The organism is Pseudomonas sp. MS01C9, assembly GCF_058202755.1.
Genome location: NZ_CM177073.1, coordinates 3,403,844 through 3,430,578, shown reverse-complemented (window position 1 = coordinate 3,430,578; position 26,735 = coordinate 3,403,844). Strand labels below are relative to the sequence as shown.

Annotated in this window: 26 protein-coding genes; 10 read left to right on the top strand and 16 right to left on the bottom strand. The window is 61.5% G+C overall.

The features are described from left to right. Positions 1 to 49: 49 nt before the first annotated feature. The 4 genes from AC1M7R_RS15525 to mreB all read right to left on the bottom strand — a co-directional run bounded on the left by AC1M7R_RS15525 (position 50) and on the right by mreB (position 3,430). Positions 50 to 646, bottom strand: coding sequence for a Maf family protein (locus AC1M7R_RS15525; protein WP_072430757.1), 597 nt, complete (start codon positions 644 to 646; stop codon positions 50 to 52). Positions 647 to 678: 32 nt separating this feature from the next. Continuing rightward, positions 679 to 1,167 carry a rod shape-determining protein MreD gene (gene mreD / locus AC1M7R_RS15520; protein WP_072388417.1) on the bottom strand — a complete coding sequence of 163 codons (489 nt, stop codon included), beginning with the start codon at positions 1,165 to 1,167 and terminating at the stop codon, positions 679 to 681. After that, positions 1,164 to 2,204 (bottom strand): rod shape-determining protein MreC, encoded by a 1,041-nt coding sequence (gene mreC, locus AC1M7R_RS15515; RefSeq protein ID WP_442961970.1) that lies wholly within the window; start codon positions 2,202 to 2,204, stop codon positions 1,164 to 1,166. Before mreC ends, mreD begins: the two co-directional genes overlap by 4 nt. Before the next feature lie 188 nt (positions 2,205 to 2,392). Next, positions 2,393 to 3,430 carry a rod shape-determining protein MreB gene (gene mreB, locus AC1M7R_RS15510; RefSeq protein WP_002555108.1) on the bottom strand — a complete coding sequence of 346 codons (1,038 nt, stop codon included), beginning with the start codon at positions 3,428 to 3,430 and terminating at the stop codon, positions 2,393 to 2,395. 371 nt (positions 3,431 to 3,801) lie between these two features. Here mreB and gatC point away from each other — a divergent pair, with 371 nt between their 5' ends. From gatC to AC1M7R_RS15480, 6 genes are all read left to right on the top strand, one after another. After that, positions 3,802 to 4,089 (top strand): Asp-tRNA(Asn)/Glu-tRNA(Gln) amidotransferase subunit GatC, encoded by a 288-nt coding sequence (gatC, locus tag AC1M7R_RS15505; protein ID WP_072388421.1) that lies wholly within the window; start codon positions 3,802 to 3,804, stop codon positions 4,087 to 4,089. A 16-nt stretch (positions 4,090 to 4,105) separates the two neighbouring features. Further along, entirely contained in the window at positions 4,106 to 5,557 is a 1,452-nt protein-coding gene (gene gatA / locus AC1M7R_RS15500; protein WP_072388423.1) for an Asp-tRNA(Asn)/Glu-tRNA(Gln) amidotransferase subunit GatA, read from the top strand. A 10-nt stretch (positions 5,558 to 5,567) separates the two neighbouring features. Continuing rightward, entirely contained in the window at positions 5,568 to 7,013 is a 1,446-nt protein-coding gene (gatB, locus tag AC1M7R_RS15495; protein ID WP_072388425.1) for an Asp-tRNA(Asn)/Glu-tRNA(Gln) amidotransferase subunit GatB, read from the top strand. Positions 7,014 to 7,162: 149 nt separating this feature from the next. After that, positions 7,163 to 7,540 (top strand): septal ring lytic transglycosylase RlpA family protein, encoded by a 378-nt coding sequence (locus tag AC1M7R_RS15490; RefSeq protein WP_072388427.1) that lies wholly within the window; start codon positions 7,163 to 7,165, stop codon positions 7,538 to 7,540. Positions 7,541 to 7,589: 49 nt separating this feature from the next. Further along, positions 7,590 to 8,651 (top strand): calcium/sodium antiporter, encoded by a 1,062-nt coding sequence (locus AC1M7R_RS15485; RefSeq protein ID WP_072388753.1) that lies wholly within the window; start codon positions 7,590 to 7,592, stop codon positions 8,649 to 8,651. Then, positions 8,648 to 9,028 carry a carboxymuconolactone decarboxylase family protein gene (locus tag AC1M7R_RS15480; protein ID WP_092180145.1) on the top strand — a complete coding sequence of 127 codons (381 nt, stop codon included), beginning with the start codon at positions 8,648 to 8,650 and terminating at the stop codon, positions 9,026 to 9,028. Before AC1M7R_RS15485 ends, AC1M7R_RS15480 begins: the two co-directional genes overlap by 4 nt. Before the next feature lie 170 nt (positions 9,029 to 9,198). Here AC1M7R_RS15480 and AC1M7R_RS15475 read toward each other — a convergent pair whose 3' ends face one another. The 6 genes from AC1M7R_RS15475 to kdgD form a co-directional block, all read right to left on the bottom strand. Continuing rightward, positions 9,199 to 10,158 (bottom strand): DUF4917 family protein, encoded by a 960-nt coding sequence (locus AC1M7R_RS15475; protein ID WP_490609734.1) that lies wholly within the window; start codon positions 10,156 to 10,158, stop codon positions 9,199 to 9,201. 85 nt (positions 10,159 to 10,243) lie between these two features. Further along, positions 10,244 to 11,185 carry an AEC family transporter gene (locus AC1M7R_RS15470; protein WP_490609733.1) on the bottom strand — a complete coding sequence of 314 codons (942 nt, stop codon included), beginning with the start codon at positions 11,183 to 11,185 and terminating at the stop codon, positions 10,244 to 10,246. A gap of 212 nt (positions 11,186 to 11,397) precedes the next feature. Beyond that, the gene (gene garD / locus AC1M7R_RS15465; protein ID WP_072388436.1) at positions 11,398 to 12,951 is read right to left on the bottom strand and encodes a galactarate dehydratase; all 1,554 of its coding nucleotides are present in this window, start codon (positions 12,949 to 12,951) and stop codon (positions 11,398 to 11,400) included. A gap of 13 nt (positions 12,952 to 12,964) precedes the next feature. Further along, positions 12,965 to 14,329 (bottom strand): MFS transporter, encoded by a 1,365-nt coding sequence (locus tag AC1M7R_RS15460; protein ID WP_072388438.1) that lies wholly within the window; start codon positions 14,327 to 14,329, stop codon positions 12,965 to 12,967. A gap of 84 nt (positions 14,330 to 14,413) precedes the next feature. Beyond that, the gene (locus AC1M7R_RS15455; RefSeq protein WP_072388445.1) at positions 14,414 to 15,859 is read right to left on the bottom strand and encodes an aldehyde dehydrogenase family protein; all 1,446 of its coding nucleotides are present in this window, start codon (positions 15,857 to 15,859) and stop codon (positions 14,414 to 14,416) included. A 127-nt stretch (positions 15,860 to 15,986) separates the two neighbouring features. Next, on the bottom strand, positions 15,987 to 16,898 hold the full coding sequence (gene kdgD / locus AC1M7R_RS15450) for a 5-dehydro-4-deoxyglucarate dehydratase (protein WP_072388447.1): 912 nt from the start codon (positions 16,896 to 16,898) through the stop codon (positions 15,987 to 15,989). A gap of 451 nt (positions 16,899 to 17,349) precedes the next feature. Here kdgD and AC1M7R_RS15445 point away from each other — a divergent pair, with 451 nt between their 5' ends. Both AC1M7R_RS15445 and AC1M7R_RS15440 read left to right on the top strand, forming a co-directional pair. Next, positions 17,350 to 17,781 carry a hypothetical protein gene (locus AC1M7R_RS15445; RefSeq protein ID WP_072388449.1) on the top strand — a complete coding sequence of 144 codons (432 nt, stop codon included), beginning with the start codon at positions 17,350 to 17,352 and terminating at the stop codon, positions 17,779 to 17,781. Positions 17,782 to 17,830: 49 nt separating this feature from the next. Then, positions 17,831 to 18,181: a hypothetical protein gene (locus tag AC1M7R_RS15440; RefSeq protein WP_072388451.1), complete on the top strand. Its 351-nt coding sequence runs from the start codon at positions 17,831 to 17,833 to the stop codon at positions 18,179 to 18,181. Positions 18,182 to 18,384: 203 nt separating this feature from the next. Here the strand turns inward: AC1M7R_RS15440 and AC1M7R_RS15435 are convergent, their stop codons facing one another. From AC1M7R_RS15435 to AC1M7R_RS15420, 4 genes are all read right to left on the bottom strand, one after another. Then, a complete protein-coding gene (locus AC1M7R_RS15435; protein WP_072388453.1) occupies positions 18,385 to 19,131 on the bottom strand; it encodes a FadR/GntR family transcriptional regulator in 747 nt (248 codons plus the stop codon). 243 nt (positions 19,132 to 19,374) lie between these two features. Then, positions 19,375 to 21,102: an ABC transporter ATP-binding protein/permease gene (locus AC1M7R_RS15430; protein ID WP_072388455.1), complete on the bottom strand. Its 1,728-nt coding sequence runs from the start codon at positions 21,100 to 21,102 to the stop codon at positions 19,375 to 19,377. Positions 21,103 to 21,190: 88 nt separating this feature from the next. Next, a complete protein-coding gene (locus AC1M7R_RS15425) occupies positions 21,191 to 21,751 on the bottom strand; it encodes a response regulator transcription factor (RefSeq protein ID WP_025211826.1) in 561 nt (186 codons plus the stop codon). Further along, positions 21,744 to 23,006, bottom strand: coding sequence for an ATP-binding protein (locus AC1M7R_RS15420; protein WP_072388458.1), 1,263 nt, complete (start codon positions 23,004 to 23,006; stop codon positions 21,744 to 21,746). Before AC1M7R_RS15420 ends, AC1M7R_RS15425 begins: the two co-directional genes overlap by 8 nt. 227 nt (positions 23,007 to 23,233) lie before the next feature. Here AC1M7R_RS15420 and AC1M7R_RS15415 point away from each other — a divergent pair, with 227 nt between their 5' ends. Further along, entirely contained in the window at positions 23,234 to 23,950 is a 717-nt protein-coding gene (locus AC1M7R_RS15415) for an SIMPL domain-containing protein (RefSeq protein ID WP_072388460.1), read from the top strand. Positions 23,951 to 24,138: 188 nt separating this feature from the next. Here the strand turns inward: AC1M7R_RS15415 and AC1M7R_RS15410 are convergent, their stop codons facing one another. Then, on the bottom strand, positions 24,139 to 24,447 hold the full coding sequence (locus AC1M7R_RS15410; protein ID WP_072388462.1) for a Txe/YoeB family addiction module toxin: 309 nt from the start codon (positions 24,445 to 24,447) through the stop codon (positions 24,139 to 24,141). Continuing rightward, positions 24,413 to 24,697, bottom strand: a complete 285-nt coding sequence (locus tag AC1M7R_RS15405; protein ID WP_072388464.1) for a type II toxin-antitoxin system Phd/YefM family antitoxin — start codon at positions 24,695 to 24,697, stop codon at positions 24,413 to 24,415. Before AC1M7R_RS15405 ends, AC1M7R_RS15410 begins: the two co-directional genes overlap by 35 nt. Positions 24,698 to 25,096: 399 nt before the next feature. Between AC1M7R_RS15405 and AC1M7R_RS15400 the strand changes: the two genes are divergently transcribed. Further along, positions 25,097 to 26,698, top strand: a complete 1,602-nt coding sequence (locus AC1M7R_RS15400) for an ABC transporter substrate-binding protein (RefSeq protein WP_072388466.1) — start codon at positions 25,097 to 25,099, stop codon at positions 26,696 to 26,698. Positions 26,699 to 26,735: the final 37 nt, after the last annotated feature.

Here is a 26,735-nt window from a genome sequence, read left to right as displayed (position 1 = left end):
TCTCGTTCAGGCATGTTCACGATAATGGCCGCATCAGGTCGGACGGCGCTCAACGCGCATTGAAGGTTTGCCAACAGGGTATGCCGAAATGGCCCAACAGTTCTGCGGTTTCGCACAGCGGCAGGCCGACCACCGCCGAATAGCTGCCCTCGAGCCCGGCGACGAACACCGCTCCCAGCCCCTGGATACCATAGCTGCCGGCCTTGTCCCGGGGTTCACCGCTGGCCCAATAGGCAAGGGCCTCCCGTTCAGTGATCGTGCGAAAACGCACCCGACTGCCGACGACACGAGACTCGCAGCGCTGCCCGTCCAGCACGGCGATGGCCGTCAACACTTGGTGGTCGCGACCGGACAAGGCCATCAGCATGGCCAGGGAATCCGCCTGATCCAGCGGTTTGCCGAGGATCCGCCCATCCAGTACCACGGCGGTATCGGCTCCCAGCACACAGCCGTCATCGCCGACGGGCATGGCCCGCCGCCCGGCCTCGGCCTTGCCGCGCGCAAGGCGTTCGACATAGGCCGATGGGCTTTCGTTGTCCTGGGGAGTTTCGTCGATATCCGCTGCGATAGCGGTAAAAGTCACGCCGATCTGCGTGAGCAGTTCACGTCGGCGCGGTGAGCCGGAGGCGAGGTAAAGCGATTTCATCAAGACACTTTCCTCTCAAATGCCCGAACGAATCAGTTGATTTTGAAACGCAGGCGCAGGCCGCGCAAACCGAAGCTGATCCATGGCCAGAGCAACGCACTGACCAGGGCGGGCAATACCAGCGCCAGGGTCGGCTGGCGATTGCCGGTCAGGGCGCTGAGCCATAGTTGCACCAGTTGCGCCAGGCCGAAGATCACCAGGATCACCAGGCTTTGCTGCCACATCGGGAACATCCGCAGGCGTTGCTGCAACGACAGCACCAGAAAGGTGATCAGGGTGAGGATCAGCGCGTTCTGGCCCAGCAGCGTGCCGTAGAGCACATCCTCGGCCAGCCCCAGGCACCAGGCGGTGACCATGCCCACCTTGTGCGGCAGCGCCAGGGCCCAGAAGGCCAGCAGCAGCGCCAGCCACAGCGGGCGCAGGATTTCCATGAACTGCGGCAAGGGCGAAACGCTGAGCAACAGGCCGAGGGCAAAGGTCAGCCAGACCATCCAGCCGTTACCGGATTGAGTACTGCTCATTCTTCTCGTGCTCCCCTGGTGGCCGGCGTGGCGGCAGGTGGCTTGGTCGCGGGACGGGGCGCCGGCGCATGGGCGGCAGGCCTGGCCGGTGTGGCCGCGGGTGCAGCGGCCGGTGGGGTTGGCGAGGCAGGCGCGGCTGGTGCGGGTGTCGATGGGCTCGGCGTCGCGGCCGGGGTCGCGCCGCCAGGAGTCGCGGCGTCACCACCCTGCCGGTCCTGGGCTTCCTGGGCCACGGCAGCGTCGTTGGCGCGCTCTTCCGGCGTACGGTTGTCGCTGAACACCAGCAGCAGGTAGCGACTGCGGTTCAGCGCGGCCGTCGGTACCGCACGAACGATGGCGAATGGCTGGCCGGAGTCATGGATGACTTCCTTGACCGTCGCCACCGGATAACCGGCCGGGAACCGCTGGCCGAGGCCGGAGCTGACCAGCAGGTCGCCTTCCTTGATATCGGCGGTATCAGCCACGTGCCGCAACTCCAGTCGCTCGGGGTTGCCGGTGCCGCTGGCAATCGCCCGCAAGCCGTTGCGGTTGACCTGCACGGGAATGCTGTGGGTGGTGTCGGTCAGCAGCAGTACACGGGATGTGTAGGGCATCAACTCCACCACCTGGCCCATCAGGCCACGGGCGTCGAGCACCGGCTGGCCAAGGACCACGCCGTCGCGCTCACCCTTGTTGATGATGATGCGATGGGTGAAGGGGTTGGGGTCCATGCCGATCAACTCGGCCACTTCGACCTTTTCGTTGACCAACGCGGAAGAATTGAGCAACTCGCGCAGCCGCACGTTCTGCTCGGTGAGGGCTGCCAGCTTTTGCATGCGCCCCTGCAGCAGCAGGTTTTCAGTCTTGAGTTTCTCGTTTTCGGCGACCAGCTCGGTGCGGCTGCCGAACTGGCTGGCCACACCTTGCCACAACCGTTGCGGCAGGTCGGTGATCCAGTACGACTCCATCAGGACCAGGGACATCTGGCTGCGCACGGGCTTGAGCAGCGTGAAGCGGGCATCGACCACCATCAGCGCGACCGATAGCACGGCCAGCACCAGCAGGCGCACACCCAGCGAGGGGCCTTTGGCAAAAAGCGGTTTAATAAGCCGCTCCTCCCAGGCAAACGTTCTCTTTATTCATACGGTATCGAACCGGCCTGGATACGAATGACAGAAGATAAACGCCAACAGGCAGCACTGCAAAGTGCTGCCTGTGCGCGCCCCCATGTAACGCAATCCGGCGATTATTCGCTGGAGAGCAGGTCCATGGTGTGCTTGTCCATCATCTCCAAGGCACGGCCACCGCCGCGGGCAACGCAAGTCAGCGGGTCTTCGGCCACGATCACCGGCAGGCCTGTTTCCTGGGCCAGCAGCTTGTCGAGGTCACGCAGCAGCGCACCACCACCGGTCAGCACCAGGCCGCGCTCGGCGATGTCCGACGCCAGTTCCGGCGGCGACTGCTCCAGGGCGCTCTTGACGGCCTGAACGATAGTGGCCAGGGATTCCTGCAGCGCTTCCAGAACTTCGTTGGAGTTCAGGGTGAAGGCCCGTGGAACGCCTTCTGCCAGGTTACGGCCACGAACGTCGACTTCGCGAACTTCGCCGCCCGGGTAGGCCGTACCGATTTCCTGCTTGATGCGCTCGGCGGTGGACTCACCGATCAGGCTGCCGTAGTTGCGACGCACGTAGGTGATGATCGCTTCGTCGAAACGGTCGCCGCCCACACGCACGGATTCGGCGTAGACCACCCCGTTGAGGGAGATCAACGCGATTTCGGTGGTACCGCCGCCGATGTCGACGACCATCGAACCACGGGCCTCTTCCACCGGCAGGCCGGCACCGATGGCCGCGGCCATCGGTTCTTCGATCAGGAACACTTCGCGGGCACCGGCGCCGAGGGCCGACTCACGGATGGCCCGACGCTCTACCTGGGTAGACTTGCATGGAACGCAGATCAGCACACGAGGGCTGGGCTGCAGAAAACTGTTTTCGTGAACCTTGTTGATGAAATACTGCAGCATCTTTTCGCAGACGCTGAAATCGGCGATCACGCCGTCTTTCATGGGACGAATGGCTGCGATGTTGCCCGGTGTACGGCCCAGCATGCGCTTGGCTTCCGTACCGACAGCCACGACACTCTTCTGGTTGCCGTGGGTGCGGATAGCCACGACCGAGGGTTCATTCAGGACGATACCGCGCTCGCGCACGTAAATAAGGGTGTTGGCAGTGCCCAGGTCGATGGAGAGATCGCTGGAAAACATGCCACGCAGTTTCTTGAACATGGGAAAGGGACCCTAGGCAACGCGTGGGTAAAAAAGTGCGGCAAACTCTAACAACGACAGGGATTTTGGGCAAGGCGCCAATATGTTAAATTGGCCGCTTTTCTATGCACCAAACCCCACGATCGCGGCCAGTGCCCTGTTTTGCAGATACGTTCCTTTTTGACGAGCGGCTATTGTCGGCAGGCAAGACGCCGCGAAGAGTCATCGCCCGCCAAGGCGAGAAGCGGCAACGCAGCATGATGGCAACAGACGCCGTCAAAAAAGGGACAGAATTCGTGATACAGGGCACTGGACCGTAGAAATGCGGTAGTGTTCCGACAATCTAACACACGGACAGACTGCGTCCGTTTTGTTTTCCACTGGAGAAACCCATGGCGCTTGAACGCTCCGACGTGGAAAAAATCGCTCATCTGGCCTGCCTGGGCCTCAATGAAGCCGATCTTCCACACATCACTTCCGCCCTGAACAGCATTCTGGGGCTGGTCGACGAGATGCAGGCCGTCGATACCGACGGTATCGAACCCCTGGCCCATCCACTGGAAGCCAGCCAGCGCCTGCGCGCCGACGTCGTGACCGAATCCGATAACCGCGAGGCCTATCAGTCCATCGCACCAGCGGTCGAAAACGGCCTGTACCTGGTTCCGAAAGTCATCGACTAAAGGGAAAGAGCCTCTCATGCATCACATGACACTGGCCGAGATCGCCCGCGGACTCGCCGATAAAAAGTTTTCCTCCGAAGAGCTGACCAAGGCCCTGCTGGCGCGTATCGCCCAGCTCGACCCACAGATCAACAGCTTCATCAGCCTTACCGAAGAATTGGCCTTGAGCCAGGCCAAGGCCGCCGATGCCCGTCGCGCCAACGGTGAAAGCGGTGCCCTGCTCGGCGCGCCGATTGCCCACAAGGACCTGTTCTGCACCCAGGGCATCCGCACCAGCTGCGGCTCGAAGATGCTGGACAACTTCAAGGCGCCCTATGACGCCACCGTGGTCGCGAAGCTGGCCGCCGCCGGGGCCGTGACCCTGGGCAAGACCAACATGGACGAATTCGCCATGGGCTCGGCCAACGAGTCGAGCCACTACGGCGCCGTGAAGAACCCGTGGAACCTGGAACACGTGCCGGGCGGTTCATCCGGTGGTTCCGCCGCCGCCGTGGCCGCGCGCCTGCTGCCGGCCGCCACCGCCACCGACACCGGCGGCTCGATTCGCCAACCTGCGGCCTTCACCAACCTCACCGGCCTCAAGCCCACCTACGGCCGGGTTTCGCGCTGGGGCATGATCGCCTACGCTTCCAGCCTCGACCAGGGCGGCCCGCTGGCCCGTACCGCCGAAGACTGCGCGATCCTGCTGCAAGGCATGGCCGGCTTCGACCCGAACGATTCCACCAGCATCGATGAGCCAGTGCCCGACTACAGCGCCAGCCTCAACGGCTCGCTGCAAGGCCTGCGCATCGGCGTGCCGAAGGAATACTTCGGCGCCGGCCTCGACCCGCGCATCGCCGAGCTGATCCACAACAGCATCAAGGAACTGGAAAAGCTCGGCGCGGTGGTCAAGCAAATCAGCCTGCCGAACATGCAGCACGCCATTCCTGCCTACTATGTCATCGCCCCGGCGGAAGCCTCCTCGAACCTGTCGCGCTTCGACGGCGTGCGTTTCGGCTACCGCTGCGAGAACCCGCAGAACCTGGTGGACCTGTACAAGCGCTCCCGTGGCGAAGGCTTCGGCGCCGAAGTGCAGCGCCGGATCATGGTCGGCACCTACGCGCTGTCCGCTGGCTACTACGACGCCTACTACCTCAAGGCGCAGAAAATCCGCCGCCTGGTGAAAAACGACTTCATGGCCGCCTTCGACGAAGTCGACGTCATCCTCGGCCCGACCACGCCGAACCCGGCCTGGAAACTCGGCGCCAAGAACAGCGACCCGGTCGCCGCGTACCTGGAAGACGTCTACACCATCACTGCCAACCTCGCCGGTTTGCCGGGCCTGTCCATGCCGGCCGGCTTCGTCGATGGCCTGCCGGTGGGCGTGCAACTGCTCGCGCCGTATTTCCAGGAAGGTCGCCTGCTCAATGTGGCGCACCAGTACCAGCTCAATACCGACTGGCACACCCGCACCCCAACCGGCTTCTGAGGAGAAACACATGCAATGGGAAGTCGTGATCGGGCTGGAGATTCATACCCAGCTCGCCACCCGATCGAAAATCTTTTCCGGTAGCGCCACCACGTTCGGCTCCGAGCCCAACACCCAGGCCAGCCTGGTCGACCTGGGCATGCCCGGCGTACTGCCGGTGCTCAACGCTGAAGCGGTGCGCATGGCGGTGATGTTCGGCCTGGCCATTGATGCCGAGATCGGCCAGCACAACGTGTTTGCCCGCAAGAACTACTTCTACCCGGACCTGCCCAAGGGCTACCAGATCAGCCAGATGGAGCTGCCGATTGTCGGCAAGGGCCACCTGGATATCGCCCTGGAAGACGGCACGGTCAAGCGGGTCGGCATCACTCGTGCCCACCTGGAAGAAGACGCCGGCAAGAGCCTGCACGAGGAATTCAACGGCGCTTCCGGCATCGACCTGAACCGTGCCGGCACCCCGCTGCTGGAAATCGTTTCCGAGCCGGACATGCGCAGCGCCAAGGAAGCCGTGGCCTACGTCAAGGCGATCCATGCACTGGTACGCTACCTGGGCATCTGCGACGGCAACATGGCCGAAGGCTCGTTGCGCTGCGACTGCAACGTGTCGGTCCGCCCCAAGGGCCAGGTCGAGTTCGGCACGCGCTGCGAGATCAAGAACGTCAACTCGTTCCGCTTCATCGAGAAGGCGATCAACAGCGAGATCCAACGCCAGATCGAACTGATCGAGGACGGCGGCAAGGTCATCCAGCAGACCCGCCTGTACGATCCGAACAAGGACGAGACCCGTCCGATGCGCAGCAAAGAGGAAGCCAACGACTACCGTTACTTCCCCGACCCGGACCTGTTGCCGGTGGTCATCGAGGACTCGTTCCTCAACGACGTGCGCGCCACCCTGCCGGAACTGCCACCCCAGAAGCGCGAGCGCTTCCAGGCGCAGTTCGGGTTGTCGAGCTATGACGCCAACGTCCTGGCCAGCAGCCGCGAGCAGGCCGACTACTTCGAGAAAGTCGTGAGCATCGGTGGCGACGCCAAGCTGGCGGCCAACTGGGTGATGGTCGAACTGGGCAGCCTGTTGAACAAGCAGGGGCTGGAGATCGACGAGTCGCCGGTCTCGGCCGAGCAACTGGGCGGCATGCTGCTGCGGATCAAGGACAACACCATTTCCGGCAAGATCGCCAAGATGGTCTTCGAAGCCATGGCCAATGGTGAAGGCAGCGCCGACGAGATCATCGAGAAGCGCGGCTTGAAGCAGGTCACCGATACCGGCGCCATCTCTGCCGTGCTCGATGAAATGCTCGCGGCCAATGCCGAGCAGGTCGAACAGTACCGTGCGGCGGACGAAGCCAAGCGCGCCAAGATGTTCGGCTTCTTCGTCGGCCAGGCCATGAAAGCCTCCAAGGGCAAGGCCAACCCGCAACAGGTCAACGAACTGCTGAAAAGCAAGCTCGAGGGCTGATGGACATGGAGCCAGTCTTGCTGTCTGGCTCAATTCCCTGTGGGAGCGAGCTGGCGCGCGATAGCGGCATGACAGTCAACACAGATGTTGAAAGTGATGGCCTCTTCGCGAGCCAGCTCGCTCCCACATCTGGATCTGGAAAACCCTACATGAAGCGTCTCCTCGGCGCCTGCGCGCTGCTGTCCCTGCTGGCCGGCTGTGCCAGCCAGAGCGGGACGGTCGATCCACACGGCTACGACCAGACCGGCGTTGCCTCTTATTACGGCGCTCGCCACCATGGCAAACGCACCGCCAGCGGCGAGCGTTTCGACCAGCATGGCCTGACCGCCGCCCATCGCCAGTTGCCGTTCGGCACACGGGTGAAAATCACCAACCTGGGTAACAACGACAGCGTCGTGGTGCGCATCAACGACCGCGGTCCGTATTCCCGCGGGCGCCTGATCGACGTATCCCGCGCAGCGGCCGAGCAACTGGGCATGCTGCGCAGCGGCACCGCCCGGGTGCGTGTGCAAGCCCTCGACGATTGATAGACGGAGCCTGGCCATTTCCCTACTGACTGCCCTGCCCCTGCTCAGCCTGCTCGAACTGTCCGGCGGCTTGCTGTTGCTGATCACCGGCGCCGAGCTGCTGGTGCGAGCCGCCGTCGGCCTGGCGGCACGCCTGCAGGTGCGTCCACTGATCATCGGCCTGACGGTCGTCGCCTTCGGCAGCAGCGCACCGCAGATGGCCGTCAGCCTGCAGGCGACCCTGGCGCAGAACGCCGATATCGCCGTGGGCAGCGTGATCGGCAGCGGCATCTTCAATATTCTCGTTACCCTCGGGCTGTCGGCGCTGATCATTCCGCTGCGCGTCTCGCGCCAGTTGGTGCGCCTGGATATTCCATTGATGATCGGCGCCAGCCTGCTGGTTTTCGTGCTGGCGTGGAACGAGACACTGACGCAGCTGGACGGCGTCCTGCTGCTGGTGGCCCTGGCGATCTATCTCGGCCTGCTGTTGCGCCAGTCACGGCATTCGGGGCGCCCCCATGCGGTGGCGGTCGATGTGACCCCGGCGTCCTGGTTCAAGAGCCTGTCGATGATCGTGCTGGGGCTGGCCATGTTGATCTTCGCCGGGCACCTGCTACTGGGCGCGGCGGTGGAAGTGGCCACCGATCTCGGGCTGTCGGAACGCATCATCGGCCTGACCATCGTGGCCGTCAGCACCTCGTTGCCGGAGCTCGCCACTTCGCTGATCGCCGCCCTGCGGGGCCAGCGGGACATCGCCGTGGGCAACGTGATCGGCAGCAACCTGTTCAACCTGCTGGGGGTCCTGGGGGTGACGGCCCTCGTCGCGCCCTCGCCGCTTTCGGTCTCCCCCAACGCCCTGGACTTCGACCTGCCAGTGATGCTCGGTGTGGCAGTGCTGTGCCTGCCGGTGTTCTATTCCGGCTACCGCGTCACCCGCGCCGAAGGCCTGTTGTTCCTGGGCCTGTACCTGGCCTATGGGCTGCACGTGGTGTCGTTCACTACCGGCATGCCCCTGGCCGGCCAGCTGGAACGCTTGATGCTGTTCTATGTCCTGCCGGCGCTGCTCGCCTTTTTGCTCTACACCTCCGTGCGCGCCTGGCGCCGCCAACACCACAAGAGGGATTTGCCATGACCGACTCTCCAAAGACAGGCCTGGACATGCGACGCCAGGTGATGGGCGATGCATTCGTCGACCGCGCCCTGGGCAACGCCACCGAATTCACCCAGCCGCTGCAAGACTTCGTCAACGAACATGCCTGGGGCAGCGTCTGGAGCCGCGAAGGCCTGCCGCTGAAAACCCGCAGCCTGATCACCCTCGCCGCCCTCACCGCCCTCAAGTGCCCGCAGGAACTCAAGGGGCATGTTCGCGGCGCGCTGAACAACGGCTGTACGGTGCAAGAGATTCGCGAGGCATTGCTGCATTGCGCGGTGTACGCCGGCGTGCCGGCGGCGATCGATGCGTTTCGGGCGGCGCAGGAAGTGATCGATAGTTATCAAAAACCGGAGTGACCGTCAGATCGCTATCGCGAGCAGGCTCGCTCCCACAGCAGGCTGCACATGCGTTCTGTGTCTACTGAAAATCCAATGTGGGAGCGGGCTTGCCCCACATTAAAAACGCGCACGGCCAATGATAATGTGGAGGCGAACCTGCTCGCGAATTCGGGCCTGAGGCCCGGCCGTTAACCCCAGATCCGAGCACTCTCAGCCTGGAAGAACTCCACCCGGTGCGCTCCCAGGTAAGCTTGAGCGCGTCCTTTGAGCAAGACATTGTCTTCACTGTCCTTATCGCCGTAGACACTCACAAAAACCTTGCTTACCGAGCTCTGTTTTATCTGATCGAAGATGTGTCGGTCATTGTCATCGAACGAATGTCCATAGATAAACAACACCCCTTGCAACCGGCCCAATCGTTCAAAACAATAATTGAGATAGGGGTTGTGCTGAATTCTTACCCTCTTTCGCTCATGTGTAGGTTCTGAGACAAAGGTGGGGAACTTTCTGTGTTCCATGTTCCGTTTCACTTGCTCAATGATCGACTCGCCCTGATCCGAACATGCGTGCTTTCTGATACCGCCCTGGGTGTCATAGATGTGCAGTCCGCCATGGAGGAAATGAACATTCTGGGTTTCAGGGCCCTCCCACGGCCCGCCTCGAAACCCATCGTCCGTGTAATATTCCGGCTCAAGACCAAACTGGTTTCTCGCCCAATAAAACAACAAGTCATAATTGAGCGTGAACACATTGCTGAAGGGCTTGAGAAATTTCCTCACCGAAACATATTGCTCATCCGTCACTTCACGAGGCAACTCCGGGTGGGTTGCCGATATCACCTCAATCAGGGCGTTTTTGATGGCTTCCTGATCGGCCTTGATCTCTTCAATCAGCCCCTGGTCGGCATTGTAGATCCTGAGGATGTCTTCTGCGGCGATCAGCCGTTTCATGACCTTCTCAAAATCATATGTTTTGAACGTATCGAAGATACGTCGGATCACCCGATGCCTTTCACCGAAGTGCGCACTGGAAAACAGACTCTTGTAACTGAAAACATCTTTGTTCCAGGCTTGAGAAAACCCATTCGCCAATAAAATGGAACGCTGGCAGCTGTAATCGAAGGAAAAAGCTTCTTCGAAAGTGATCATATAGTCTTCCTTGTGTCGTTCTGATTAAGTCCCAACACAATGATACCAATGAGCCACCACTCTTAACCATTCAGAAGATCGTGGGCTAGATCCAGCCACCCCACTGCAACACAAAGATCCCCATGTTGGTGGTAATCGCCGCCATCAAGGTGGTGATGACGATGATCGCCGCCGCCAGTTCATGGTTGCCGTCGGCGGCCCGGGCCATGACGAAGCTGGCGGCCGCGGTGGGGCTGCCGAAGTACAGGAACAGGATCCCCAGTTCCGCGCCGCGAAAGCCCCAGAGCCAGGCCCCGAGGGTGGTCACCAGCGGTAGGCCGACCATCTTCACCAGGCTCGAACTCAGGGCCATCTTGCCGCTCTTGCGCAGGGCCGCCAGCGATAGCGTGCCGCCGATGCAAATCAGCGCCAGGGGCAAGGTCATTTGCGACAGGTATTTGGCCGAGGTCTCGAACCAGTTCGGCACGCCGATCTGCCAATAGGCGAACGGCGCGGCGACGATCACGCTGATGATCAGCGGATTGCTGATCACGCTCTTGCAGATGCTCCACGGATCGGACTTGATCACCGGGCTGTAGACCGCCAGCACGATGGTCGACAGGGTGTTGTAGAACAGGATCACCAGCGCCGCGAGGATCGCGCCCAGGGAAATCCCGTAGTCGCCGTACATGCTCGCCGCCAGCGCCAGGCCGATGACACCGTTGTTGCCGCGAAATGCACCCTGGGTGTAGATGCCGCGATCTTCCCGCGGGCAACGCCAGATCGCCCAGCCCCAGGCCATCGCGAAACTCAACAGGGTCGCGATGCAAAAGTAGATCAACAGATCCGGCTGCAGCGCTGCATGCAGATCCGCGTGCAGGATGCCGAGAAACAACAGCGCCGGCATGGTGACGTTGAATACCAGGGACGAGGCGATGTGGATGAAATTGTCGTTGATCCAGTCGATGCGCTTGAGCAACACCCCCAGAAACAGCATGGCGAACACCGGCGCGGTGACGTTCAGGGTTTCGAGGAAAATTGCCAGCATGCCGGGGGACCTTGAGAGGGGTGTCGTTAGGAGGCTAATGATAAGCCACTAACGACGTTGGCGTCTGGTGAAGCGCTATCGCGAGCAGGCTCGCTTCCCTGTTTTTGGGTGAATACAGAACCTGTATTCGCCACAAATCCCCTGTGGGAGCAAGCCACCGCCATCGCGAGCAAGCTCGCTCCCACACCGGGTCTGCGGCGATCACCAAATCATCAGGTAATCGGCGCCGGGTTGAACAAGGTAATGTCGTTGTACAGCTTGTGCCGCTCGGCCCAGGTCTGCTTCTTGCCGCTGGCCACGTCCAGGTAGTAGTGGAACAGCTCCCACCCCAGCTCTTCGATGGAGGCCCGGCCGGTGGCGATCCGTCCGGCATCGATGTCGATCAGGTCCGGCCAGCGCTGGGCCAGTTCGGTGCGGGTCGAGACCTTCACCACGGGGGCCATGGCCAAGCCGTATGGCGTTCCCCGGCCGGTGGTGAACACATGCAGGTTCATCCCCGCCGCCAGTTGCAAGGTGCCACAGACAAAATCACTGGCCGGTGTGGCACAGAAGATCAGGCCCTTTTGCTTGAAGCGCTCGCCCGGGCCGAGCACGCCGTTGATCGCACTGCTGCCGGACTTGACGATCGACCCCAGGGATTTCTCGACGATGTTCGACAACCCGCCCTTCTTGTTCCCCGGCGTGGTGTTGGCACTGCGGTCGGCCTCGCCCTTGGCCAGGTAACGGTCGTACCAGTCCATTTCCCGCACCAGCTCTTGAGCAACTTCCCGGGTCTGCGCCCGGGAGGTCAGCAGGTAGATCGCATCGCGCACTTCGGTGACTTCGGAAAACATCACCGTCGCCCCGGCACGCAGCAGCAGGTCCGAGGCATAGCCCAGCGCGGGGTTGGCGGTGATGCCGGAAAACGCATCGCTGCCGCCGCACTGCATGCCCAGGATCAACTCCGAAGCCGGCACGGTCTCGCGACGGCGCTGGTCGAGTTTTTTCAGGCGGGTCTCGGCCAGTTCCATGATCTGCTCGATCATTTCGGTGAAGCCGTGGCTGGAATCCTGCAGGCGATACAACCACGGCTCGCTCAAGTCCACCGAAGTGTCGTTCTCGTGCATCACCTGCCCGGCCTGCAATTTCTCGCAGCCCAGGCTGATCACCAGCGCTTCTCCCCCCAGGTTCGGGTTGCGTGCCAGGTTGCGCACGGTACGAATCGGGATGTAAGCGTCGGTGGCGGTGATCGCCACGCCACAGCCGTAGCTGTGGGTCAGCGCCACCACGTCATCGACGTTCGGGTACTTGGGCAGCAGCTCATCCTTGATGCGCTTGACCGCATGATCCAGCACCCCGGTCACGCACTGCACGGTGGTGGTGATGCCCAGGATGTTGCGCGTGCCGACGGTACCGTCGGCGTTGCGATAACCCTCGAAGGTATAGCCTTGCAGTGGCGCATCGGCCGCCGGCACGTCGGTGGACAGCGGCAGGCTTTCCAGCGGCGGCGCGGTGGGCATGCGCAGCTGGTCTTCCTTGACCCAGCTGCCACGGGGGATCGGTTGCAGCGCATAGCCAATCACTTGGCCGTAGCGGATCACCTCGCCACCCTCGGGGATGTCCTCCAGGGTGACCTTGTGGCTCTGGGGCACGAAGTCCACGGTAACCAGGCCGTCCGGGAACTCGGTCCCGGCCGGTACGCCCTGGTCGTTGACGACGATTACCACGTTGTCCCGCTCATGCAGGCGGATGTAACGAGGCGAGTCGGCATGTTCAATCAGTTGCATCGACACGGCTCCTTCAGGATTTGGCTTCGGACAGGCTGGAAAGGCCGGCATCCTTGGCAGCAGGCTCCTTGAGCACCACGCGCTTGATCGGCCCGACGATGACCAGGTAGCTGAAGACCGCCATCAGCGCGTTGCAACCCACGAACACCAGCGCCCACTTGAACGAACCGGTGGAGCTGATGATGTAGCCGATGACGATCGGCGTGGTGATCGATGCCAGGTTACCGAAGGTATTGAACAGGCCACCGCTCAAGCCGGCAATCTGCTTGGGCGATGTGTCGGACACTACGGCCCAGCCCAGCGCGCCCACGCCTTTGCCGAAGAAGGCCAGCGCCATGAAACCCACCACCATCCATTCGATGTCCACGTAGTTGCACGCCACGATGCTACTGGACACCAGCAGGCCGGCGATGATCGGCGTCTTGCGGGCGAAGGTCAGCGAGTGCCCCTTGCGCAGCAGGTAATCGGAAATCACCCCACCCAGCACACCACCGATGAAACCGCAGATGGCCGGCAAGGAGGCGATGAAACCGGCCTTGAGGATGGTCATGCCACGCTCTTGAACCAGGTACACCGGGAACCAGGTGAGGAAGAAGTAGGTGATGCCGTTGATGCAGTACTGGCCCAGGTACACGCCAAGCATCATGCGGTTGGTCAGCAGTTGGCGGATGTAGTCCCACTTCGGGCCTTCGGTTTTCTTGTCCTTGCCCTTGTCCTGGTCCATGTCGACCATCGCCCCATTGGATGCGATGTGATTGAACTCGGCTTCGTTGATCATCGGGTGCTGGCGCGGGCTGTAGATCACTTTCAGCCAGATCAGCGAGAACACGATGCCAATCAGGCCCATCACGATGAACACGTGCTGCCAGCCGAAGCGATAGACGATCCAGCCCATCAGCGGCGCGAACAGTACGGTGGCGAAGTATTGGGCCGAGTTGAAGATCGCCGATGCCGTACCGCGCTCGGCGGTAGGGAACCAGGCCGCGACAATGCGCGCGTTCCCCGGGAACGATGGGGCTTCGGCCAGTCCTACCAGGAAGCGCAGCATGAACAGGGCGACCACGGCGGTGGAGAGGCCGAATTCACCGACGTAGCCTTGCAGCACGGTGAACAGCGACCAGGTGAAGATGCTCAGGGCATAGACTTTCTTCGACCCGAACCGGTCGAGCAGCCAGCCGCCGGGGATCTGCCCGGCCACGTAGGCCCAGCCGAAAGCGGAGAAGATATAACCGAGGGTGACGGCATCGATGCCGAGGTCTTTCTGCAGGCTGGAGCCTGCAATGGCGATGGTGGCACGGTCGGCATAGTTGATCGTCGTCACCAGGAACAGCATGAGCAGGATCAAATAGCGGACGTGTGTCGGCTTGGTCGCTTGCATCTAGAGGTACTCCCACTATTTATTTTTATGCGGGTCAGCAGATTGTACGTCCGGGCTGGAAGACCAGCCCGGACGGTGTTGCAGTCAGGAACCGATGTATGAAGTTTTCACCACGGTGTAGAACTCTTGCGCATAGCGACCCTGCTCGCGCGAACCATAGGACGACCCTTTGCGGCCGCCGAACGGCACGTGGTAATCCACGCCGGCGGTTGGCAGGTTGACCATCACCATGCCCGCCTGGGAATGGCGCTTGAAGTGATTGGCGTATTTCAACGACGTGGTGGCGATACCCGCCGACAGGCCGAACTCGGTGTCATTGGCCATGGCCAGCGCCGCCTCGTAATCCGCCACACGCACAATGTTGGCCACCGGGCCAAAGATTTCTTCACGGCTGATGCGCATCGAGGCCTCGCTGTCGGCAAACAGCGTCGGCGCCAGGAAATAACCTTCGGTGTCGCAGGTTACCAGGCCGCCGCCGCTGACCAGCCGCGCACCTTCGCTCTGGCCGATGTCGATGTATTTCAGGTCCTGGCTGAGCTGGGCTTCGGAAACCACCGGGCCGATATCGGTGCCGGCCTTCAACGCATGGCCAACCTTGATCGACTGCATGCGCTCGGCCATGGCCGCGACGAACTTGTCGTGGATGCCGGCGGTCACGATCAGGCGGCTCGAGGCGGTGCAACGCTGGCCGGTGGAGTAGAACGCGCTCTGCACCGCCAGTTCGACAGCCTGCTTGAGGTCGGCATCGTCGAGGATGATCTGCGGGTTCTTGCCGCCCATTTCCAACTGCACCTTGGCCTGGCGCGATACACAGTTGACCGCGATCTGCCGACCTACGCCCACGGAACCGGTGAAGCTGATGCCATCGACTTTCGGGCTGTTGACCAGGACGTCGCCGACTACGCGACCGCTGCCCATCACCAGGTTGAACACACCGGCAGGGAAGCCGGCGCGGGAAATGATTTCGGCCAGGGCCCAGGCACATCCTGGCACCAGTTCGGCGGGCTTGATCACCACGCAGTTGCCGTAGGCCAGGGCGGGGGCGATTTTCCAGGCCGGAATCGCGATCGGGAAGTTCCACGGGGTGATCAGGCCGACCACACCGAGGGCCTCACGGGTGACTTCGACGTTGACGCCCGGACGCACCGACGGCAGGTAATCGCCGGACAGGCGCAGGCATTCACCGGCGAAGAATTTGAAGATATTGCCGGCGCGAGTCACTTCGCCGATGGCTTCGGGCAGTGTCTTGCCCTCCTCCCGGGCCAGCAATTGGCCGAGCTCTTCACGGCGGGCGAGGATCTCGGTGCCGACCTTGTCCAGCGCATCGTGACGCGCCTGGATACCCGAAGTCGACCAGGCCGGGAATGCGGCGCGTGCCGCGTCGATGGCGGCGTTGACTTGGGCGGCGTCAGCCTTGGCGTATTCACCGATGACATCGGACAGGTCGGACGGGTTGATGTTGGCGCAATAGTCGGCACCGGCTACCCACTGACCGTTGATGTAGTGATCGAAACGCTTTGAATCTGCCACGTAGCTACTCCTCTTACAAAGCTGTCTGGGAACGCAGAGCGTCCCTGGCTGCACTCCCACGCCGGGCATGGGAACGCTCAAGCCTTACGCAAAAAGCCGCTGATTGCTCAGCGGCCTTGTCGGTCTGTTATTGCTTGCCTTGCTTGTCGATCAGCGCGGCCAGGGCTTCGTATTCTTCTGGCAGCAGGTCGGTCAGCGGCGTGCGCACAGGGCCCGCGTCGTAGCCAACGATCTTCGCGCCGGCCTTGACGATGCTCACTGCGTAACCGGCCTTGCGGTTGCGGATGTCCAGGTAAGGCAGGAAGAAGTCGTCGATGATCTTGCCGACGGTTGCGTGATCGTCACGAGCGATGGCGTTGTAGAAGTCCATGGCGGTCTTCGGAATGAAGTTGAACACCGCCGAGGAATAGACCGGCACGCCCAGGGCCTTGTAGGCCGCGGCGTAGACTTCGGCGGTCGGCAGGCCGCCCAGGTAGCTGAAACGGTCGCCCAGGCGACGACGGATCGACACCATCAACTCGATATCGCCCAGGCCATCCTTGTAGCCGATCAGGTTCGGGCAGCGCTCGGCCAGGCGTTCCAGCTGAACGGCGTTCAGGCGGCAGACGTTGCGGTTGTACACCACCACGCCGATCTTCACCGATTTGCACACGGCTTCAACGTGGGCGGCGACGCCGTCCTGGCTGGCTTCGGTCAGGTAGTGCGGCAGCAGCAACAGGCCCTTGGCGCCCAGGCGCTCGGCTTCTTGAGCGTATTCGATGGCCTGGCGGGTGGCACCGCCAACACCGGCAAGGATTGGCACGCTGGTGGCGCAAGTGTCGACGGCGGTCTTGATGACTTGCGAATACTCGCTGGCGGCCAGGGAGAAGAATTCACCGGTGCCGCCTGCTGCGAACAGCGCAGAAGCGCCGTACGGGGCCAGCCACTCGAGGCGCTTGATGTAGCTGTCGCGATTGAAATCGCCTTGGACAGTGAAATCGGTGACCGGGAACGACAGCAGGCCAGACGAGAGGATGGACTTCAGTTCTTGTGGATTCATTATTCGAACACCCTGGGACGCAAGTTGTGTGTGTATGAAAGGTAAGCTTCTGTCAGAAGTTGTAAGTCATCGTACAACTTAAAATGAGAACGTCAACTGCATTTCATCTTTTGTGTGGAGCGCCACTGCTCGGAATCCATCAGGGGCCTTGTAGACCGCGCTTTTGAGCGTGGTCCAGGTGACAGCTACGAAGGTGAAGATTCCTGGAGCCGCCCGAGGTGAAGACCGTTGGTCGTCACTGTCAACTCTGTCAGTAGGCGTCGTCATGGGATGGGGGGATAACGCAGCTGTGGCTGTTCAGCGCCGACGGGTAAGGCGTGAGCAAGCCCTCTTAGGAAGAGCCTGTGTGAAGCAGCTGGTCGCGCGTGGTCAGGTTCCTTCCTGCATTCGAAATGAAGCTGGAAGTGAGTCGCCCCCTCGATGCAAAGGCGACTCCTTAAGGAGAGACCCCATGTCGGACGACAATGACAGTGCAAAGACCCAAGAGAGATTCGAGAAACCCATTCTCACGCAATTTCCTGCCGAACAGCTCTGCGAAGAAGTGACGGTCAGCCTGTCGAAGCTTGGCGATGGGCTAACGGTCCGGATTCCGTATCCGAACAAGATCTCGGTCACCTCATCGTGTCGGTTGGTCCTGGAGTCCGAGACGCACCCTGGATGGGAAGACACCCACGCTGAAGCGATGGGTGTCTACGACAAGGATCCGGAGACTCATCCGGATGATTTCGACGTGCCTTCGCCCCGAAAGGATGTGTTGATGAGCGTATCCAACGATGTATTGAAAGCCTACATCGGCACATCGGTGAAGCTGCGCTACCGGTGTTCGAACGAGAGCTATGACCCGGATAACTCCAAGCCGATCACGTTGAAAATCGTACCCTAAGGCCATGGTACGAGCTGCGCGCCAATCCATTCCTGTAAAGGAAACCATCATGAAAACGTCGAGACAACTGGAAAAACCTTACTTCTCACATGCCACAGAGGGTGTGGTTGACGTACCCAAACTCCCCGACCCTGCGAAGGCAGAGGTTCGACAATACGAAAACCATCGGGCAGGCGACGAGGTTAGATTCACCGTGACGACCAGCACCGGTAATACCTGGACTGACAGTGTTGCTTTAACCGCTGACCAGCGCTTCCCACTGGGCTTCGCAATTCCAAAATCGACGTTCGAGAAAGGGCTGACGGCTGGAGCGACAGCCAAAATGCAGTACACCGTTATTAACTACAATACTGGCAACCCAACACGCTCTGAAATCCTGGAGCTTTCGTTGGTGCTGTAGGGGCTTTCTGCGTCCCCTTACGCCAGCCCCGTTGTGCGGGGAGCCGCTGAACCTGCTTATCGTTGGAGTTGACCATTGCGTTGTCCTCTTGCCCCATCAATGGGGAGGCGCGTTCATTCGCACCGCCAGTCAAGGGCAAATAGGGACAGTGATCGAACTGTCAGGACTGACAGTTGCGACGGTCGGTATCGTTCAACTTTCAGCTAGCCCTGCGCCTGGGCCTCTTCATGGGCCTGGCGCAACCGCTCGCGGCTGTTGGTCAGGTGCAAGCGCATCGCGGCACGGGCGGCGTCGGAGTCCTGGCGGGCGATGGCCTCGTAGATTTCCTCGTGCTCACGGCTCAGGCGGTCCATGTAGTGTTGCTGGTCGTCATGGGCCAGGCGCGCCGAGTTCACGCGGGTGCGCGGGATGATGCTGGTGCCCAGGTGGGTCATGATGTCGGTGAAATAACGGTTGCCGGTGGACAGGGCGATTTCCAGGTGGAAGGCGAAGTCCGAGGCCACCGCATCGGTGGCGTGGGCCGCGCTCTCGCTCAAGGCATCGAGGGCGGCGCGCATCGTTGCCAATTGCTCGTCGGTGCGACGCTGGGCGGCGAGCCCGGCCGACTCCACCTCCAGGCTGATGCGCAATTCCAGGATCGCCAGCACATCACGCAACGTGACCACCGTGGCCGGATCGATACGGAAACCGCTCGGGCTGGGCGTGTCCAGCACGAACGTGCCGATGCCATGGCGGGTTTCCACCTGGCCGGCCGCCTGCAAGCGGGAAATCGCCTCGCGAACCACGGTACGACTTACACCGTGGGCCTCCATGATCGCCGACTCGGTGGGCAGTTTATCGCCCCGCTTGAGCACGCCGTCGCGGATCTGCTCGGACAACACCGTCACCAGCTCCTGCGCCAGGCTGCGGCGCTTGCGGGGGAGGCGTGGTAAATCGATGGGGTTTTCCATGGGTCAGTGTCTCGGCAGGCGGCTAATGGTCATCATCATAGCGCAACGTGGTTGTACGATCACCGTCCTACCGTACAGCCCTCGTTGGGAATTGTCGTTGTGGCGAGGGGATTGTCCCCACCGGGGCGCGAAGCGCCCCTATCAAATCAAGCGCAACACCGTGGCGTATATAGGTAGAGCAAGGGCTGCTGCGCAGCCCGGCGGGGATAAATCCCCTCGCCACAGTAATGTTCGGCATGGTCATCAAGCGGTCACGGTGTGCTCCACCAGTTGGCCATTTTCGATGCGCACCTGTCGTGGGTGGAAACGTTTCAAACTGCTTCGGTGGCCGACGCTGACAATGCTCAATCCCGGCAACTGATCGATGAGCGCCTGGTACAGCGTCGCTTCGTCTTCCTCGTCCATGGCCGACGTGGCCTCGTCCATGTACAACCACAGCGGGGCATAGAGCAATGCCCGGGCAAAGGCCAGACGCTGCTGTTCACCCGGCGAGAGCATGCGCTGCCAGTGATTGCTTTCGTCCAGTCGAGAAACCAGGTGTGGCAGACGACAGGTTTCCAGCACCTGTGCATAACGCTCGTTGGGGTATACATCCCCGGGCTGTGGATAACTGAGCACTTCGCGCAGGCTGCCGATCGGCAGATAGGGTTTCTGCGGCAGGAACAGGTAACGCGCCGCCGGCAGCAGGATGCGCCCGTGCCCGGTGGGCCACAGGTGTCCCATCGCCCGGAACAGCGTGGATTTACCGCTCCCGGAGCGGCCGCTGAGCATCACCCGCTCGCCGGGTTCGACGGTCATGGCGGCGTTGCTGAGCAGATGCCGACCGTCGGCCACATCCAGCCCCAGGTTCTCCACCTTCAGCAGGCTGCCCTGGTTCTCCACTTCGATGGCCGGCACCCGCTCTTCGTTGTCGCTCATGGCCTGGCGGAAGCTCAGCAGACGATCGCACGTGGCGCGCCACTCGGCGAGCTGGGCGTAGGCATCGATGAACCAGCTGAAATTCTCCTGCACATTGCCGAACGCCGAGTTGATCTGCATGAGCTCGCCCAGTTGGATCTTGCCGGCGAAGTAACGCGGTGCAGCAACCATGAATGGGAAGATGATCGCGATCTGACCATAGCCGGAAGTGAAGAAGGTCAGCCGCTTGGACACCCGCATGATGTCCCAGAAGTTATGCCAGACCAGGCCGAAACGCCCGCTCAGGCGTCGGTTCTCGTTGGGCTCGCCGTTATAGAGCGCAATGCTCTCGGCGTTTTCGCGCACCCGCACCATGGAAAAACGCAGGTCCGCCTCGAAGCGTTGCTGGTTGTTGTTCAAGCCGATCAGCCGGCGACCGATCAGGTGCGTCAGCCAGCTGCCCACCGCGGCATACACCAGGGCGCACCAGAACATGTAGCCAGGGATGGTGTAGCCGAACACTTCGATGCTGCCCGACACGCCCCACAAAATGATCGAGAACGACACCAGGCTGACCACGGTGCGCAGCAGGCCCAACCCCAGGCCCAGGGTGTTGGTGGTGAAACTGTTGAGGTCTTCGGAAATCCGCTGGTCCGGGTTGTCGGTATAGCCGCCCTGCTCCAGTCGGTAGTAATTCTTGTTGTTCAGCCAGCGGGCGAAATGCTGTTCGGTGAGCCAGGCCCGCCAACGGATGGTGAGCATCTGCGTCAGATATAGCCGGTATACCGCCCCCAGGATCGCCACGGCGGCAATGCCGCAGAAATACAGGATCAGTTGCCAGAATGCCGTGTCGTTCTTCTCTTGCAGGGCATTGTAGAAATCCTTGTACCAACTGTTGACCCACACCGAGATCGCCACGCTGAACAGCGACAGCGCGATGACGGCGATCAGCAGCGTCCAGGCCTTTCCCTTCTCCTCGCTACGCCAGTACGGAGTGGTCATTTGCCAGACACGACGGAAAAACTGTCCGCGCACCGCATCGTTGACCGCGGAATATTCAGCGTTCTGATTCATGGTTTAAAGCCCGATCAAAAGAATCGGGCCGATCATAGAGCATCGGCCCGATTTATCGCGAGAGGGAGAACATCCGTTCAGCGCTGGTTCAGCGGCGCACCGGACGCTTCTGCAATTTGCGCTGCAAGGTGCGCCGGTGCATGCCCAGGGCGCGAGCGGTGGCGGAGATATTGCCTTCGTGCTCGGTCAGCACCCGCTGGATGTGCTCCCATTGCAGGCGATCCACCGACATCGGGTTTTCCGGCACCAGGGTGTCGAGGTCGGCATGCTCGGACAGCAGCGCGGCCAGCACGTCATCGGCGTCCGCCGGCTTGCACAGGTAGTTGCAGGCGCCGCGCTTGATGGCTTCGACCGCCGTGGCGATGCTCGAATAGCCGGTGAGGATCACCACGCGCATTTCCGGGTCCAGCTCCAGCAGCTTGGGCAGCAGCACCAGGCCCGAGTCGCCGTCCATCTTCAGGTCCAGGGCCGCATAGTCCGGCAGGTCGGCCTGGGCGATGGCCAGGCCTTCTTCAGCGGAACCGGCGGTGCTGACGCGAAACCCGCGACGGGACATGGCGCGGGCCATGACGCGGGTGAACGTGGCGTCATCATCAACCAGCAACAGGTGCGGCAGCTCTTCGCCGTCGACTTGGATCTCGTCACTCATGTTCGTCTCCTCGGTCGGCACGGGGCAGGCGCAGCTCGGTGAGCGTGCCGCCTCCCTCATGGGGGTAGAGTTTCACCGAGCCGCCGGCGCGTGTCACGCTGGCTTTGCTCAAAAACAGGCCCAGGCCCAAACCTTTGCCCTTGGTGGTAAAGAATGGCTTGCCGATCTGTTCGGCAATCGCCAGCGGCACGCCGGCGCCGTGGTCGCGGATGCAGATGGTCATCTCGTAGGCGTTCCAGTCCAGCGCCACTTCCAGGTTGTCGGGACAGGCATCGGCGGCATTGTTCAACAGGTTCAGCAACGCCTGGGTCAGGTCCGGCGGCGGCGCCATGCGCGGTACCACGCCCTTGCCCAGGTGTTGCAAGCGATAACTGGCTTCCGGACGCATCAGGTGCCAGCGGTTCAGGGCCTCGTCGAGCCAGAAAGTCACCGCCTGCATGTCGATGTCCAACCGGCGGTTCGCCTCGGCGGCGCGCACCAGGTACTGCAGGGTTTCCTTGCAGAGCTTGACCTGGTCCTGCAGCACGCCGAGGTCGTCCTGCAGGGCCGGGTCGGGATGGTCCTGGCGCATTTCCTTGAGCAACACGCTCATGGTCGCCAGCGGTGTTCCCAGCTCATGGGCAGCGCCAGCCGCCTGGGTGGCCACGGCCAGCAGTTGTTCGTCCCGCAGGCCTTCCTCACGACGAATGGCCCGCAACTCTTCCTGACGGCGCAGTTCCTCGGCCATGCGCGCGGCAAAAAACGTGATGACCGCCGCGGCCAGGGCGAAACTCAGCCACATGCCATAGATCTGCAGGTTTTCCCGGGCAATGGGGAAGGTTTCCAACGGATAGAAGCGCGCCAGCAGCAAGGTGTACAGCGCCAGGGCGATGCCGGAGAGAATCAGCGAATAACGCCACGGCAGGGTCACCGCGGCGATGGTCAGCGGCACCAGGTAATAGGACACGAACGGGTTGGTGGAACCGCCGGAGAAGTAGAGCAGCGCACTGTGGATAAACAGGTCGAAGGCCAGTTGCACCGCGTATTCCAACTCGGTCACCGGCCAGGACGTGCGCAGGCGGATGACCGTCAACACGCACAGCCCCATGGAACAGGCCAGGGTGATCCCCAGTTGCAGCCAGGGCAACGGCAGCAGGTCGAACCAGTAGGCAAGCCCTACCGAGCCGGCCTGGGCGGCCAGGACCAGGATCCGGATGAACGTCAGGCGCCAGAGGTTCTGGCGAGAGGCGGAAGTCATTTGCAAAGGGACGAGCATGAGCTCTCCTGATGAGCGCTCCAGGCGAATCGCACGGAGTATAACCAAGGCATGGGCGGCACAGACAGCTATGCGGCAAAGCGCCACAGCTTCGAAATGACACACTGCCCACTCTGGCAGGTATCTGTATAGAAGTTGTAACTGTGCGAACCCGCCCATAAAAGCTAGAGTCTTATCCTTCACGCAGGCCCGGACCTCACCCCTGCGCCTCATTCCAAGGAGCTTTCATGCACACGTTCAGTCGCCACGCCGCCCTGCTCGCCGTCAGCCTCGGCACCGTCGCCAGCCTGCCGGCCATGGCCGCCGACGAGCTTCACTACAACCAGATTTCCCTGCGCGCCGAAGCCAGCCAGGAAGTGGCCCGTGACCTGATGATCGTCACCCTCTACACCGAGGACCAGAACGCCGACCCGGCCAAGCTCGCCGCCGCCGTCAGCACGACGCTGAACAAGGCCATCGGCCAGGCCAAGCAGGTCAAGGACATCACCCTGCGCCAGGGCAGCCGCAACAGCTACCCGATCTACGACAGCAAAGGCCAGAAAATCACCGGCTGGCGCGAACGCGCCGAACTGCGCCTGGAAAGCGCCGACTTCGCCGCCCTGTCCAAGCTCACCGGCGAGTTGCTCACCGACATGAAAATGGGCGGCATGGACTTCGCCATCTCCACCGCCACCCGCCAGAGCAGCGAAGACGCCCTGCTCAAGGACGCGGTCAACGCCTTCAAGGCCCGCGCCCAACTGGCCACCGAGGCCTTGGGCGGCAAGGGTTACAAAATCGTCAACCTGAACCTCAACACCAACGGTTATCCACAACCCTTCATGCGCCCGCAAATGATGATGAAAGGCGCGTCCATGGATGCGGAGTCCGTGACGCCGGAAGTGGCACCCGGTACCAGTCAAGTGAGCATGACGGCGGATGGGGCGATTGAGGTGTTGATGCAGTAATCGATGGACTGACTGTGCCATCAGCCCAGAGAAGCCCTTGTGGCGAGGGGATTTATCCCGCTGGGCTGCAATCAGCCCCCCTGACACCGCAATGTGTCAGATGAATGGCAGCAGGGCCTCTGCAAGAGCTCCACCGCTCAAGGCACCACAAATACAAAAGCCCGCAACCGCGGGCTTTTTGTCGGGCATTACTTCGTGTAGTGGAAGCGACATGAAATGACTGTCAGCGTGTCATTCTCATAGGCGTAGACAAAGCGATGCTCTTTGTCGATACGGCGTGACCAATAGTCCGTTAAATCCCCTTTCAACGGTTCAGGTCGACCAACCCCCTTGAATGGGTCGCGAAGACAGGCCTCGATAAGCTCATCTACCGTCGCGTGTTTGGTTGGATCGTTTGCGTCCCAGTATTGGTAGTCTTCCCAACCGTCTGGCACAAATGCAATTACCACGTTCTCGCGGGCGTTAGCTTTGTTCTTCTGTTTCTGTTTTGCCGACATTTAAAGGAAGCTCCCTGGCAAAGGCTTTCCCGGCTTTGTGCAGTGCAACAGAACGGCGTAAGCGCGTGGCATTCGACTCTGTACCTAACAGATACATCGTCTCGGCCATAGAGTTGTAGTCCTCCAAGGAGAGGATCACTACATGATCACCACGCTGACGGGTGATGACCGTCGGCTCATGATCTCGGCATACATCGTCCATCGTCTGCTTCAGGGCGGCACGAGCCTGGCTGAAAGTTATTACATGCATCGTCTAATTCCCTCCTGAGGCCAGCTCAGGCGAAACCAGGACCGCCCTGGTGGTTTGAGAGTTTCCCGCGGAACAACAGCGGGGCACTTGTCTCCTCCGCTGAGAAGCGGAGTCCTTGAATCCACGCCGCAAGCGGGGGTATCAAGGTAAATCTGGCACTTGGCTAAACCTCGATGCCTTCTCAGTCGTCCAGCAAAAGCGATGACGGCCGAGCGCGCACATAGTACAACGTTCTGTACAATTTCAAAACTCTGCGCCGGACAACTCGACTCGTACGAAATGCCTTCAAGCACTGCACGGTATATCCAAATCCACCAGTCCCTCGCACTTTTGGCTATTTCCCCCGTCCCACCCCAACCGCTACCCTCAGGAAAATCGTCACCACCGCCAAGGGATTTCATGGACAGAACCACCTTCAAACCACTCCTACTCACCCTCGCCCTGATCGGCAGCATTCCAATGGCCCAGGCCGCCACCACCCTGGTCTACTGCTCCGAAGCCAGCCCCGCCGGATTCGACCCCAGCCAGTACACCAGCGGTACCGACTTCGACGCCTCGGCCGAAACCGTCTTCAACCGCCTCACCCAATTCAGACGCGGTGGCACCGAGGTGGAACCGGGGCTGGCGACAAGCTGGGAGGTGTCGGCCGACGGCCTGGCCTACACCTTCCACCTGCGCGAGGGCGTCAAGTTCCACACCACCGACTATTTCACCCCCACCCGCGAGTTCAACGCAGACGACGTGGTGTTCACCTTCCAGCGCCTGCTCGACCCGCAGCATCCGTTCCGCCAGGCCTACCCCACCGAGTCGCCGTACTTCACCGACATGGGCCTGAACACCACGATCAAGCGCGTCGAGAAAATCGACCAGCACACCGTACGCTTCGACTTGAACAACGTCGATGCGGCCTTCGTGCAGAACCTGGCGATGAGTTTCGCCTCGGTCCAGTCCGCCGAATACGCCGCGCAGCTATTGAAGGAAGGCAAGGCCGGCGACCTCAACCAGAAACCGGTCGGCACCGGCCCGTTCGTGTTCAAGCGCTACCAGAAGGACTCGCAGATCCGCTACGCCGGCAACAAGGCCTACTGGAAACCCGAGGATGTGAGGATCGACAACCTGATCTTCTCCATCACCCCCGACGCCGCCGTGCGCCTGCAGAAGCTCAAGCGCAACGAATGCCAGGTCAGCGGCTACCCGCGTCCGGCCGACATCGAAGTGATGGAACAGGACCCCAACCTGCAAGTGCTCAAGCAGCCGGGATTCAACCTGGGCTTCCTGGCCTACAACGTCACGCACCCGCCCCTGGACCAGCTCAAGGTCCGCCAGGCACTGGACATGGCCATCGATAAGCCGGCGATCATCAAGGCTGTCTACCAGGGCGCCGGCCAACTGGCGCAGAACGCCTTGCCGCCGGCGCAATGGTCGTTCGATCCGGCCATACGCGATGCGCCCCATGACGTGACCAAGGCCAAGGCGCTCCTCGAGGAGGCCGGGGTTGCGCCAGGTACTACCATCGACTTATGGGCGATGACGGTGCAGCGCGCCTCCAACCCCAACGCCCGGATGTCGGCGCAGATGATCCAACAGGATTGGGCCAGGATCGGCATCAAGGCCAACATCGTCAGCTATGAGTGGGGCGAGTACATCAAGCGCGCCAAGAACGGCGAGCACGACGCGATGATCTACGGCTGGACCGGCGACAACGGCGACCCCGACAACTGGCTGGGGGTGCTCTACAGTTGCGCGGCGGTCAAGGGCAGCAACTACGCCAAGTGGTGCGACCCGGCCTATGACCGCCTGGTCCAGCAAGCCAAGGTCTCCACCGACCGCCAGCGACGGATCGACCTGTACCGCCAGGCGCAGCAGATCCTCAAGCAACAGGTGCCCATCACCCCCATTGCCAACTCCACGGTGTTCCAACCGATAAACAAACAGGTGGTGGATTTCAAGCTCAGTCCGTTTGGCCTGACACCCTTCTACGGCGTGGGTTTGCACAAGTAAAACCCGCCCCGAACCGGTGCCCGGCCACGCCGCCGCG